Source organism: Nonomuraea sp. B1E8 (assembly GCF_039871515.1).
Classification (GTDB): domain Bacteria; phylum Actinomycetota; class Actinomycetes; order Streptosporangiales; family Streptosporangiaceae; genus Nonomuraea.
The window spans coordinates 194534-207087 of the sequence record NZ_JBDPLS010000015.1 but is presented as its reverse complement, the minus strand read 5'-3'; the positions used below and the strand labels follow the sequence as shown (position 1 = coordinate 207087).

15 protein-coding genes are annotated in these 12554 nt (G+C 70.3%); 11 read left to right on the top strand and 4 right to left on the bottom strand.

The genetic code is table 11. The features are described from left to right. A partial coding sequence (locus ABGA98_RS38185) for a transposase (RefSeq protein WP_347623320.1) occupies positions 1-823 on the bottom strand: 823 nt, incomplete at its 3' end. A gap of 179 nt (positions 824-1002) precedes the next feature. On the opposite strand from ABGA98_RS38185, the gene ABGA98_RS38180 reads away from it, so the two are divergent. Beyond that, complete coding sequence (locus tag ABGA98_RS38180; protein ID WP_347623319.1) at positions 1003-2160, top strand: hypothetical protein; 1158 nt, start codon at positions 1003-1005, stop codon at positions 2158-2160. 3 nt (positions 2161-2163) lie between these two features. Here the strand turns inward: ABGA98_RS38180 and ABGA98_RS38175 are convergent, their stop codons facing one another. Genes ABGA98_RS38175 through mca form a run of 3 tightly spaced genes read right to left on the bottom strand, consistent with a single transcriptional unit; the run spans position 2164 to position 3532 of the window. Next, on the bottom strand, positions 2164-2448 hold the full coding sequence (locus ABGA98_RS38175) for a GNAT family N-acetyltransferase (RefSeq protein ID WP_347623318.1): 285 nt from the start codon (positions 2446-2448) through the stop codon (positions 2164-2166). Further along, positions 2449-2613, bottom strand: a complete 165-nt coding sequence (locus ABGA98_RS38170) for a hypothetical protein (RefSeq protein ID WP_347623317.1) — start codon at positions 2611-2613, stop codon at positions 2449-2451. A 34-nt stretch (positions 2614-2647) separates the two neighbouring features. Further along, complete coding sequence (mca, locus tag ABGA98_RS38165; RefSeq protein ID WP_347623316.1) at positions 2648-3532, bottom strand: mycothiol conjugate amidase Mca; 885 nt, start codon at positions 3530-3532, stop codon at positions 2648-2650. 131 nt (positions 3533-3663) lie between these two features. Here mca and ABGA98_RS38160 point away from each other — a divergent pair, with 131 nt between their 5' ends. From ABGA98_RS38160 to ABGA98_RS38115, 10 genes are all read left to right on the top strand, one after another. Then, positions 3664-4083: a DUF4307 domain-containing protein gene (locus tag ABGA98_RS38160; protein ID WP_347623315.1), complete on the top strand. Its 420-nt coding sequence runs from the start codon at positions 3664-3666 to the stop codon at positions 4081-4083. 108 nt (positions 4084-4191) lie between these two features. Further along, positions 4192-4692, top strand: a complete 501-nt coding sequence (gene greA, locus ABGA98_RS38155; protein WP_132328896.1) for a transcription elongation factor GreA — start codon at positions 4192-4194, stop codon at positions 4690-4692. A 5-nt stretch (positions 4693-4697) separates the two neighbouring features. Next, complete coding sequence (locus tag ABGA98_RS38150) at positions 4698-5966, top strand: NlpC/P60 family protein (protein WP_347623314.1); 1269 nt, start codon at positions 4698-4700, stop codon at positions 5964-5966. Positions 5967-6052: 86 nt separating this feature from the next. Next, on the top strand, positions 6053-6559 hold the full coding sequence (locus ABGA98_RS38145) for a hypothetical protein (RefSeq protein WP_347623313.1): 507 nt from the start codon (positions 6053-6055) through the stop codon (positions 6557-6559). A 248-nt stretch (positions 6560-6807) separates the two neighbouring features. Further along, a complete protein-coding gene (locus ABGA98_RS38140; RefSeq protein WP_347623312.1) occupies positions 6808-8679 on the top strand; it encodes a phosphoenolpyruvate carboxykinase (GTP) in 1872 nt (623 codons plus the stop codon). A gap of 72 nt (positions 8680-8751) precedes the next feature. Next, the gene (locus ABGA98_RS38135) at positions 8752-9708 is read left to right on the top strand and encodes a TIGR04222 domain-containing membrane protein (RefSeq protein WP_347623311.1); all 957 of its coding nucleotides are present in this window, start codon (positions 8752-8754) and stop codon (positions 9706-9708) included. Between the two features lie 93 nt (positions 9709-9801). Continuing rightward, positions 9802-10689 carry a TIGR04222 domain-containing membrane protein gene (locus ABGA98_RS38130; RefSeq protein ID WP_347623310.1) on the top strand — a complete coding sequence of 296 codons (888 nt, stop codon included), beginning with the start codon at positions 9802-9804 and terminating at the stop codon, positions 10687-10689. 1 nt (position 10690) lies between these two features. Further along, positions 10691-11506 carry a DUF692 domain-containing protein gene (locus ABGA98_RS38125; RefSeq protein ID WP_347623309.1) on the top strand — a complete coding sequence of 272 codons (816 nt, stop codon included), beginning with the start codon at positions 10691-10693 and terminating at the stop codon, positions 11504-11506. Continuing rightward, complete coding sequence (locus tag ABGA98_RS38120; protein ID WP_347623308.1) at positions 11503-11925, top strand: hypothetical protein; 423 nt, start codon at positions 11503-11505, stop codon at positions 11923-11925. The genes ABGA98_RS38125 and ABGA98_RS38120 overlap by 4 nt, the downstream gene beginning before the upstream one ends. A 52-nt stretch (positions 11926-11977) precedes the next feature. Continuing rightward, on the top strand, positions 11978-12523 hold the full coding sequence (locus tag ABGA98_RS38115) for a hypothetical protein (protein WP_347623307.1): 546 nt from the start codon (positions 11978-11980) through the stop codon (positions 12521-12523). Positions 12524-12554 lie beyond the last annotated feature (31 nt).

The window sequence follows — 12554 nt, the reverse complement described above, 5'->3', positions numbered from 1 at the left end:
CGATCACGTCATAGGCGGCCACCAGGGCGAGCGCGGCCTTGTGCGCGCCGTCCAGACGTTGCCTGCGCACCTTGGCGTGCAGCGCGGCCACGCGGGCCACCGCCTTGCGCCGCCGCTTGGAGCCCCGTTCCTTCCGGGCCAGAGCCCGCTGCGCGTCCGCCAGCCGGTCAGCGGACGCGGCCAGGTGGCGGGGGTTGCTCAGATGCTGCCCTTCGCTGGTCGTGACGAGGGACGCCACGCCCATGTCGATCCCCGCGACCGCGCCGGTGACGGGCAGCGATTCGGCGGGCACGTCGTCGCACGACAGCACCACGAACCACCGGTTGCCTTCCCGCTTCACCGCGATCGTCTTCACCCGGCCGCGCACGGTCCGGTGCCGGTGGACGCGGACATGCCCGACACCCTGAAGGCGCACGTAGGTCGTGGTGGGGTGGCCGGGCTGGGAGTCCCACCGGCAGCCGTCGCCGTCCTTCGGCCACTCGACCGTGTCGAACCGGCCACGCCCCTTGAAACGCGGGAAACCCGGCGCGCGTCCGGCCTTGACCCGGTCGAAGAACGCGCGAAACGCCTTGTCGAGCCGTCGCAGGGTGGCCTGCTGGGAGGAGAACGACCAACGCCCCTGCCCGTCCGCATCATCGGCGCGGATGTGTTTCAGCTCGGCCGACTGATCGCCATAGCGGACGCTCACGCCCGCCCTGGCGTAGGCGGTGCGGCGGTGCTCCAGAGCGGCGTTGTAGAGCGTGCGGTGGTCTTCCAGGCACGCCGCCAGCGCCGCCGCCTGCCGGGTGGTGGGGCGCAGCAGGAATTTGAACGACCTGCGCACACCCACCTCCCATCACGTTCGGTAATGACATCATCACGATATCGGCTGGCGCCGACAAAACCGGGAAGAACATCTGTGATGCGCAGACCTGACAGGTCAGGGCACACTCAGGCCTTGACGGCCCTCCCACTCCCGATTCCCCCGTCACCTCAAGGCGACGGTCCCCTCGGAAGACTCTGATGGACGTGGACATGGATTTCGTCTGCCGGCAGGCGGGCCGCCCGGTGACCGCGCTCACGCGCAGGGACGTGGCACGGGCGCTGCTGGCCGTGCCCTCGGGGGTGGCGCTGGTGGCGCTGCCCGACCTGCGGCGCGCGATGATGTCGGCGGGCAACCCGCTCTCCCGCCCGTTCTGGGAGTCCGCCAAGGCCACGCTCCGGTCGATCGAGTCAGGCGTGGCCACCGTGGGCGACGTCCAGCGCTGGATCGAGTCCACCGGCACCGAGCCGATCCTCATGACGCCCAGCTACTTCGTCTGGCCCGAGGAGAACGAGCGCGGGCCCGTGGCGGCCGAGATGTTCGCCCGCCTGGTGGCCTTCCTGGAGGAGCGGGTCGTGTCGGGGGAGATCGATCCCGACGCGCTGGCCGAGGGCGCCCCCGAGGCCCGCAGGGCCTATGAGGAGCTGCAGGAACACTGGCTGAGCACGCCGCTGCCCGACGGCAGGGTGCCCGGCTTCGCGGTCAGCGACGAGCAGGACGAGGAGGTGTTCTCCGCCTGGGACGAGGAGGAGGCCTTCGCGCTGTCCGAGCTGCGGCGCATCATCGCGGGCCTGCCCAGGCAGCCCGACCTGCCCGCCGACGAGCTGGAGGCGGCCGCCGTACGCCTGCGCGCGCTGCTCGCCCTGCCCGGCTATCCCGCCGACGTGTTGCGGGCCTGCGCCGGCTTCGATGAGCAGCCGATGCCCGACGACGACCAGGACCTGTGGCTGACCGTGGCGGCGGGCGTCGTGGGTCCCGTCTCCGACCTGCTGGAGAACGGCGACCTGCTGGAGGAGTTCGCCGATCTCGACGGGGAGATCGGCATGGAGGACGCGACGCTGGTCCATCTCCACGCCATCCAGTGCGCCGACTGGCTGGCCGGGGTGGCGGCGCTGGCCAGGCTCGGGCCGGGGGTGCTGGCCTCGCCCGAGCGGATCGCGCGGCTCATCGCGGAGTCGGAGGACATCGACGTCGACGAGCAGGACGGCGAGGATCTCGGCGCCACCGAGGGGTTGTTCGCGCCGGTGGTGAGCCTGTGGGGCTATCTCGGCATCGTCGACGAGGACGACGTGCTCACCCCGCTGGGCTGGTGGGGGTTGCCGAAGGCGCTCGAACGTGCCTGGTCGCCCGCCGAGTGAGGCTCAGCGGGCGTCGGTGATGTCCTGGAACTCGGGGTGGCGCTCGATGTATCGGGCGACGTAGGGGCAGAGCGGCACGATGCGCAGGCCGGTGTCGGCGCTCACCTGCAGCGCGTGGCCGGTCAGCTTGCCTGCCAGCCCCTGCCCCTGGAACTCCGGCAGCACCTCGGTGTGCGTGAAAACGATCTTCGTGGGCAGCAGGCGGTAGTCGGCGAACCCGGCGACCTTGCCGTCCACGTGAATCTCGAAGCGGTTCTGCGTCGGGTTGTCGACCACGTCCACCGGCATCTACTCGGCCTTCTTCTCGGTCGTGTCGCCTTCGTGCGGCACCTGGATCTTCGTCATCTGCTTGTTCATCGACTTGATCAGGAAATAGAGCGCCAGCCCGATGAGGGCCACGACGGCGAAGCCGAGCACACCCGGACTCACATCACCAGCTGCTAGGAGGGTCACACCTCCAGTCTGCCACCGGCACCCCATGCTCCGGTCAGTGGCAGGCGGGCGAGACGTCGTCGGCGTGGATGCCGGCGAACAGGTCGTCCTCGGGCAGCCCGGTGTCGACCAGCGAGCGCGCCAGGTGGTAGTCCTCGGTCGGCCAGATCTCCTGCTGCAGCTCGCGCGGGCAGACGAACCAGAAGCCGTCGGGGTCGACCTGGGTGGCGTGCGCCAGCAGGGCCTCGTCGCGGATCTGGAAGTAGTCGCCGCACGGCACCCGCGTGGTGACCGGCCACTTGGCGGGGCGGTCCTCCCAGCGGGAGATCCAGTCGCCGTAGGGGGAGCCGAGGCCGCGCTCGTTCATCGCCTCGTGCAGCGCCTCGAAGCGCTCCTTGGTGAACCCCATGTGGTAGTAGAGCTTCAGCGGCTGCCACGGGTCGCCGGCGCCGGGATAGCGGTCGGGGTCGCCGGCCGCCTCGAACGCCTCGACGGAGACCTTGTTGGTCATGATGTGGTCGGGGTGGGGGTAGCCGCCGTCGTCGTCGTACGTGATGATCACGTGTGGCCTGAAGTCGCGTACGGCCGCCACCAGCGGGGCGGCGGCGTCCTCCAGCTTCTGCACGGCGAAGCAGCCCTCGGGCAGCTCCTCCTCTTCGTTCTCCGGCAGGCCGGAGTCGACGAAGCCCATGAAACGCTGCTCGACGCCCAGGATCTCGCGCGCCCGCTCCATCTCGGCCCTGCGGACCTCCCCGATGTTGGCAACGATCTCGGGGCGGTCCATCTTGGGGTTGAGCACTGATCCGCGTTCGCCGCCGGTGAGCGTGCACACCAGCACGTCGACACCTTCACGCACATAGCGCGCCATCGTGGCGGCGCCCTTGCTCGACTCGTCATCAGGGTGGGCGTGGACGGCCATCAACCTCAACGGTGCACTCACGGGCGGGATCTCCTCAACGGACCGGTCAGTCACCCAGAGAGGTTAGTTTCTGCTGGGCGGTCGCGAGGGCACTCCCCCCGCGGGCGACAATTGTCTCGGATAACGCTGAGGGAGTGCAGGGAGATTCCGCCATGGCCACCAGAGATGTCGAGAACGGACCCGTTCTCGGCACACCCGACGACTTCCCCGATCGTCCAAGGCGAAGGGGGCGGCTCGTCGTGCACCTCGTGATCGGCGTGCTGGTGGCCATCATCGCCGGTGGATGGGGCTACGTGATGTGGTCGATGACGGCGGGCGGCTCGGGTGCGCCGTCGCAGGTCGTGACGTTCAACGTGGACGGCCCGACCCGCGCGGAGATCACCTTTGAGGTGTACAAGCCAGACGATAGAGTGGCTGTCTGTCGCCTGCGGGCGCTGGATGTCAATCATGGGGAAGTCGGCAGCAAGGAAGTAAGAATCCCGGCTGGTGAGGGTAGTAAGCAGCTCAAGGAGAGCCTCGACACCAGCGGTCAGGCCACTTCCGTCCACATCCAGTACTGCAATCTCGTATAGTGAGACATTTGGGGAAGCGTTGGAGCGACTGACTTGTTAGCCTTTCGCAATTCAACCGTACGTAACCTCAAGTGACCTCAGGGCCCCCTAGGCAAGCAAGGAGAACCCGTGGCCGACTCTCGCGATGAGAACGTCACATGGCTGACGCAGGAGGCGTACGACCGCCTGAAGGCGGAGTACGAGTATCTCTCGGGCCCCGGGCGCGTCGACATCGCCAAGAAGATCGAGGCCGCCCGGGAAGAGGGTGACCTGCGCGAGAACGGCGGCTACCACGCCGCCAAGGACGAGCAGGGCAAGATGGAGGCCCGCATCTTCCATCTCCGTCAGATCCTCGACAATGCCCAGGTCGGAGAGGCCCCCAAGGCCGAGGGTGTGGTGGGCCCCGGCATGACCGTCACCATCAGGTTCGTCGGTGACGACGACGAGGTGACCTTCCTGCTCGCCTCCCGCGAGGAGAGCGGAGCGCCGATCGACGTCTACTCGCCCAAGTCCCCGCTCGGGGCGGCGATCAACGGCAAGAAGATCGGTGAGAAGGCGACCTACGCCCTGCCCAACGGGCGCCAGAACACCGTCGAGATTCTCGAGGCTGTGCCGTACATCGGCAACTGAATCCCATGGACAACGACCGCCGGGCCCACGTTGGCCCGGCGGACTTTTCGCATTCATCCGGGATTCGGCAGGACCTCAGCTTTCTGGTCAAGTCGCGTAAGCGGCGCGACACGTACAAACTGGTGCCGTTCATCGTGGTGGCGCTGGTCGCGGTGCTGACCGCCGACGTGCTGCTGCTCGCACAGTTCCAGGACAGGCCCGCCGTCGTGCGGGCCGAGCCCGAGCAGACGCTCATGGCCCAGCAGCGGCCCCAGCCCAGCCGGCCCCAGGAGCAACCACCGCCGGTGAGGACCGTCCAGCCGGTGGCGCCGCTGAGCAAGCTGCACAAGCCCAACCTGTTCGTGCTCTCCCGCAAGCCGTTCACGCGGCAGCAGTTAGAGAAGGTGGCCAAGCTGCGCGGCGTGCGGGCGCTCGAGCTGGCCGACGCGGCGTCCGTCACGCTCGACGGCAAGCGGGTGCAGACACTCGCGGTCGACCCGTCCACGTTCCGGGCCTTCACTCCCAAGGTGACCGCCGCCTCCGACGCGTTGTGGCAGAACGTCGCGGCCGGGGACGTGGCGGTGTCGTTCGTGCTGGGCAACGACGGCGGGCTCTCGCTGCACCGCCGGGTGGCGGGCCCGGCGGGGCCGCTGCGCATCGGCGCCTACGCCACCACCGGTTTCGGCGCGGTCGACGCGGTCGTGTCCAAGGACGTCGGCCGTACGCTGGGGCTGCCGCACGACAACGCGCTCATCGTCAGCGCGCCCAAGACCAACTCCGCCAAGCTGCGTGACCGGATCCTCGCCCAGCTGCCCAAGGGTACGCAGGCGGTCATGGTCAACCCGGTCCTGCCGCCGCCGCAGAAGGTCAAGCAGAACTGGCCGGCCGGCTCGTTCATGACGGGCGAGCAGCTCACGGCGGCGCTGAAGGCGGCCGTGTCCAAGCTCGGCAGGCCCTACGTGTGGGGCGCCGAGGGGCCCGACACCTTCGACTGCTCCGGCCTGGTCCAGTGGGCCTTCGCCCAGGCGGGGGTGCGGATGCCGCGGGTGACCCACCAGCAGTGGGTGACGGGGCCGCAGGTGCCGCTGTCGCAGGCGCAGCCCGGTGACCTGCTCTTCTGGCGCAACGACCCGACCAACCCCGCCTACATCTCCCACGTGGCGATCTACTGGGGCGACGGGAAGATGTTGCACGCGCCCCGCACGGGCGACGTGGTCAAGATCGTCCCTGTGAGCCGGCGCAACCTCGCCGGAGTCGTCAGGGTCAGCCCCGTCGCCGCCTCCAGGGTCCGCTAGACCTTCCCCCCGCGCGCAGACCTCCGTATCCCTGGGTGCGATCTACCAATCGGCGGTGTAATGATGATTACATGGATACAGATGACGTGACGGCAGAGATTCGCGCCTGGTTCGCCGGGAGGCTCCCCGGCGAGTGGTTCACCGGCGCGCCCGAGATCGTCAGGGACCGCGAGGAGATCGCGGTGCTCGGCCGGCTGCCCGACCCGCCGGGCGACGTTCCCGAAGCCGAACGGTCCGCCCTGATCGACGGGCTGGCCAGGCGCTTCAGGGAGGAGACGCGCGAGCGCCGCATCGAGATCGCCAGGGAGGCCGAGCACAAGTTCCGTCAGAAGGTCTCCTGGGGTGTCGTCTGCGGCGACGAGGCTGTGATGTTCACCACACTCTCCGTGCCCGTGATGACCCGCCTGCGCCAGTCGGAGCGCCGCGTGCTCGACACGCTGGTGGCCGCCGGCGTGGCCAGGAGTCGCAGCGACGCGCTCGCCTGGTGCGTACGCCTGGTCGGCAAGAACGCCGACACGTGGCTCAGCGATCTGCGTGACGCGCTCCAGCACGTCGACCGGGTTCGCTCCGAGGGCCCCGACGTCAATTCCTAGAGCACCCAGCGGAAACGGCCGGCGGAATGGACTAAACCACTTCAGAAATTGGTTTAGACCAGCTGAATTGGACTGGACCACTGCCGGAAATCGCTTCTTTTAAATCCGTTCCCGTTGGGTAGGCTCCCGCAATCGTCAGGGTCGCTGCCTGCGACGACGGCCGTGCCGACAGGTCTATGCCAATTGGCCTTCCGACCGTCTCGTCGTTAATGATGACTGGGCCCTGAGAGAGTGGAGGAGTCACCGTCGTGTCCGTTTCCGTGGAAGTACCCGCACCGACCAGCAATAGAGAATTGGCCGCGTGGGTAAAGGAGATCGCTGCCCTGACTCAGCCCGACCGCATCGAGTGGTGCGACGGGTCAGAGGAGGAGTGGACGCGCCTGACCAACCTCCTCGTCGAGCAGGGGACGTTCACACGCCTGGCCGCCAGGCCCAACAGTTTCTACGCCAAGTCCGATCCGAGTGACGTGGCCAGGGTCGAGGACCGCACGTTCATCTGCTCGGAGCGCGAAGAGGACGCCGGGCCCACGAACAACTGGATCGCGCCCGGCGAGATGCGCGAGACGTTCGGCGAGCTGTTCAAGGGCTGCATGCGCGGCCGCACGATGTACGTCGTGCCCTTCTGCATGGGCCCGCTGGGCGGGGAGATCTCCCAGCTCGGCGTCGAGATCACCGACTCCCCGTACGTCGCCGTGTCCATGCGCGTGATGACCCGCATGGGCGACAGGGCGCTGCGGCTCATCGAGGAGCGCGGACAGGGCTCGTTCGTCAAGGCCGTGCACTCCGTGGGCGTGCCGCTGGAGCCCGGCCAGGAGGACGTGCCGTGGCCGTGCAGCTCCACCAAGTACATCAGCCACTTCCCCGAGACCCGCGAGATCTGGTCCTACGGCTCCGGCTACGGCGGCAACGCCCTGCTCGGCAAGAAGTGTTACGCGCTGCGCATCGCCAGCGTCATGGCCCGCGACGCCGGAGCGGCGCGAAAGGCCGGAGAGAGCGAGGTACGAGCCAACGAAGGCCGCAGCAAGCGCGACCATGGGGAGGGCTGGCTGGCCGAGCACATGCTCATTCTCAAGCTGACCCCGCCGTCGGGCGAGGTCCGCTACATCGCCGCCGCCTTCCCGAGCGCCTGCGGCAAGACCAACCTCGCCATGCTCCAGCCCACGATCCCCGGCTGGAAGGTCGAGACGATCGGCGACGACATCGCCTGGATGCGCTTCGGCCAGGACGGCCGCCTCTACGCGATCAACCCGGAGGCGGGCTTCTTCGGCGTCGCGCCCGGCACGGGTGAGGTGACCAACGCCAACGCGGTCAGGACGCTCTGGGGCAACAGCATCTTCACCAACGTCGCCCTCACCGACGACGGCGACGTGTGGTGGGAGGGCCTGACCGAGGAGCCGCCCGCCCACCTGACCGACTGGAAGGGCCGCTCGTGGACGCCTGACAGCGACGAGCCGGCCGCCCACCCGAACGCCCGCTTCACCACCCCCGCCTCCCAGTGCCCGATCATCGCACCCGAGTGGCAGGACCCCAAGGGCGTGCCCATCTCGGCGATCTTGTTCGGCGGCCGCCGCGCCACCGCCGTTCCTCTGGTGACAGAGTCGCTGAGCTGGGAGCACGGCGTCTTTCTCGGAGCCAACGTCGCCTCCGAGAAGACCGCCGCCGCCGAGGGCAAGGTCGGCGAGCTGCGCCACGACCCGTTCGCGATGTTGCCGTTCTGCGGCTACAACATGGGCGACTACTTCGGCCACTGGCTGAACATCGGCCGCCGCAAGGGTGCCGTGCTGCCCCGGATCTACTACGTCAACTGGTTCCGCAAGAACGCCGACGGGAAATTCATCTGGCCCGGTTTCGGCGAGAACAGCCGCGTGCTCAAGTGGATCGTCGACCGGCTCAACGGCGAGGCCAAGGCGGTGCCCACTCCCATCGGCCTGCTGCCCGCCGACCTCGACACCGAGGGCCTCGACCTGTCCGAGGAGGACCTCGAGGCGCTGCTGACGGTCGACCGCGAGGTGTGGCGCGAGGAGGCCGCGCTCATCCCGGCCCACTTCGAGAAATTCGGCGCGCACCTGCCGAAGGAGCTGTGGGAGGAGTACAACGCCCTGCTCGACCGCCTCGGCTGAGCGCCGTCCCCTTGTGCGGTACGGCCGCGCCGCCTAACTTGGCGGCTTGCCGTACCGCACAGGAGGGCCGCAGTGGACCACGTCCTGATCGTTGCCGCGCTCGCCGTGATGGTCCTGGTCAGCGCGGCCGAGAATCGTGTCGAACGCGAGCGCGGGCGCGTCCAGGGGACGGCGTCCGCCGGGGAGGGCCACCGGCTGGACCCGTACGAGCTGGCCTATCTGTCGGGCGGGCCGCGCCGGGCGCTCAACACGGCGCTGGCCCTGCTCGCCTCGGCCGGTGCCATCCGCGTCTCGCGTGGCTCGAGGGTCACCGCCGTGCACGGCGCGTCGCCCTCGCCGGTGCCGCTTGAGCAGGCGGTGCTCGGCGCGCTGGCCTCGCGGCCGGGCGGCTACCAGGCGAGCGAGCTCCGCCGCGAGCTGGAGTCGTATCCCGCGCTCATCGAGCTCGCCGCCGGGCTGGAGCGCCGAGGGCTGATCGTGCGGCAGCCGGCGTTCGACACGGCGCGGCGGCACTACGGCCTGCTGCGGCTCGCGGTGGGCGGGGCCGCGGGCTACCTGGTGCTGGTGATCGTGCTGGCCGTCGCCGGCGTGGCGGGCAAGGAGACGGTGTACATCGGGGCGGTGTTCTTCAGCCTGTTCGCCGTCGCCTCCGGTCTCATCGGGCTCTACCGGCAGAAGCGCAGGCTGCGCAACGTCGTCACCGGCCAGGGACGCGAGGTGCTGCGGTCGGCCCGCGCCCACCATCCGAGGGGCGTACGCGACCCGCGCTCGCTCTCCCTGGCCGTGGGGATCCCGGTCGCGCTGTACGGGCTGAGCGAGTCGGGCGACCAGTTGCTCTGCGACGAGCTGTCCGTCGGAGCCCCCGGTGCCGACTGCGCCGGCGCCTGCGGCAGCTTCAGCGGCTCCGACGGCATCACCTTCGGCGGCGGCGACTTCGGCGGCGGCTCGTCGAGCTGCGGCGGGGGGTCGTCGAGCTGCGGGGGAGGAGGATCGAGCTGCGGTGGCGGTGGCGGGGGCGGGGGTTCGTGATCGCCGCGATTTAAATGAGCAGAACGAAACGTTGACCTTCGCCCCGGCGTCCTTCTGGTAACAGCCTGTTCCGGCTGTGTGGAGGGAGGCGTCATGGACCTGTTCCTGCTGATCCTCTCGGTGGCTCTGCCGGCCGTCGCCGTCGCCACCGCTTTCTCGATGAAGCGCGAGCGCGCCGCCGGCCACGAGGCCCCGGCGGCCTCCGGCGCTCCCGACCTGGACCACTACGATCTCGCCTATCTGGCCGGCGGGCCCGGCCAGGTGGCCGGCACGGCCATCGCGCTGCTGGCCGGCTCGGGGGACCTGCGCGTGTCACGCGGGGGCCACGTGCACAGCGTGCACGCGCCGTCCGTGTCGCGCGCCCCCATCGAGCAGGAGACGCTCGCCAAGGTGGCGACGGTGTCCGGGCTCCAGGCGTCCGCGCTGAAGCGCAGGGTGGGCGAGAGCCTGGCCATGGACGCGCTCCGGCGGAACCTCACGGAGCTGGGGCTGGTCCTGCCCGGCCACCGTGTCAAGCGCCTGGGCCGGCTGGCGGCCCGGCTGCGCGCGGTCTCGGGGCTGGCGTTGACCGCGGCGGTGGTGTGCCTCGTGACCACCCCGGCGCTGCTTCCCCTGCTCCTGCTGACGGGGACGGGCATCGGCGCGGCCGTGGTGGCCGGTGACCACCGCGCGTCCCGGCGAGGCACGCTCACAGCCGAGGGGGCCAGGCGGCTCGACCAGGCAAGGGCGGGCCACCCCAGGGGCACGGGCGACGGTCCCGTGCACATCGCCCTGTACGGCCCGGCCGAGTCGACCGACCCGCGCCTGCGGACCGAGCTGGGCGTCATGAGGTCGCCGCGCCGGAACTCGCGGCGGGCGACGTACCGTGGCACGGGAGGCGTCGGCTCCTGCGCCGGCGGCGGTTGCGGCGGAGCCTCGCACGGCGGCTCGAGCTGCGGCGGCAGTGCCGGTTGCGGCAGCGGTTGCGGAGGAGGGAGTTGACATGGCCGAGCTGGGAGTGGGCATCGGCTGGCGGAGCGAGCTCGACCTGACGATCGAGCGGATGGACGGCGTCGACTTCCTCGAAGTGGTCGCCGAGAACCTCAGGCCGGATCGGCTGCCCGAGTCGTTACGCGTGCTGCGCGAGCGGGGCCTGCCGGTGATCCCGCACGGGGTGTCGCTCGGGGTCGGCGACGCGGAGCCGCCCTCGCCCGCCCGGCTCGCCCACCTGGCCGCCTGCGCGCAGGCTCTCGACGCGCCGCTGGTCAGCGAGCACCTGGCGTTCGTACGCGGGGGCGGCGTCGAGGCGGGGCACCTGCTGCCCGTGCCGCGCACCCGCGAGTCGCTGCGGGTGGTCACCGAGAACGTGCGGCGGGCCCAGGACTCCCTGCCCGTGCCGCTGGCCCTGGAGAACGTCGCCGCCATCTTCGGCTGGCCCGACGACGAGCTGACCGAGGCCGAGTTCCTCGCGGAGCTGGTCGCGGCCACCGGCGTAGGGCTGCTGATCGACGTGGCCAACCTCTACACCAACCAGGTCAACCTGGGCCTGCCGGCCGTGGCCGCGCTGGACGCGCTCCCGCTGGAGCACCTCGCCTACGTCCACGTGGCCGGCGGCTACGAGCACGGCGGCATCTGGCACGACACCCACACCAAGGTCGCCCCGCAGCCGGTGCTCGACCTGCTGACCGAGTTGTGCGCCCGCGCCACGCCTCCCGGCGTGCTGCTGGAATGGGACGACGACTACCCGAGCGACGCCGTCCTCGCGGCCGAGCTGTCCCGGATCAGGGCGGCCATGTCCCTGGCGGGAGAGCCGCGGTGACCGACACGCAGGGTCCCGGCGGGGGAGCCGCGGCGACGGACGAGGCGCGGCGGCGGCTGGCGCAGGCGCAGGGGCGGGTGGTGGCGGCACTGGTCACGGGGGCGGAGCCGCCTGAGGGCTTCGACCCGGAACGTATGCGGGTACAGGCGGCGAGCCTGCTGGCCAAGCGGCGCGGCATCGTGGCCAGGCTCCGCCCCGACGCGGCCGCCGCCGCGGGCCCTGACCTGGCCGCCGAGTACGCCGCCTACGCGCGTTCCCGCAGCACGCCGCCGCCCGGCTACCGCGCGGACGCCGACGACTTCGCCGCCTGGTTGCGGGCCCGTGGCCGCATGCCCGCACCGCCCGGGAAGGTCCGCTGGTGGACCCGTCTCCTGCCGGGGAACGCGGGCAGGTCCAGACCGGACGGATGGCCCGAGTGACCGGGGGACATCGCCCGCGTTTAGCCGACTTTCGAGCGGAAACTGTGAGGGGATGGGGGGACTGCGCTGTGTCGATGGTTCGTATCTGAGCGTCACGCCCATCGCGTGCAGGGACAGCGTCGGCAGGCCGTACGAGATCACTCTCGAGCTGCACCGGGACGGCACGCCTTACGGCAGCGTGGGGGAGCGGTGCGGCTGGCTGCTCGTGCGCCTCGCTCGCGGTGTCGACGAGGCCCGCAGGGACGGCGGCGCGGCCGGGCGGTGGGCCGATCCCGACGATCGTTTCCCCGGCGAGGCGCCCGACAGCGAGCTGTTCTCCTTCCGCTACCGCACGCGCTCCGGCGCGGGCGGCGGGGAGCTCCGCTGCCAGCTGCGCACCATCCCGAGGTGGCAGCCCGTGACCGGCGAGTGGCGGCTGACCAGGCGGGCCTATGTGGAGGCGTGGGGCGCCACGGGCGTGGGCACGCGGGCGGTGCTGACCTCGGCTGAGTTGTCGGGGTTCGTCCGCGGGCTGGTGCAGGAGGCAGAAGGGTGTCTGGAAGGCAGAGACTTGGCCAGAAATCCAGTCCAGGGGGCAGGCACGGGCGAATCACGGTGATAATTGCCTGTTAGGTCATAGCACCGCAGGG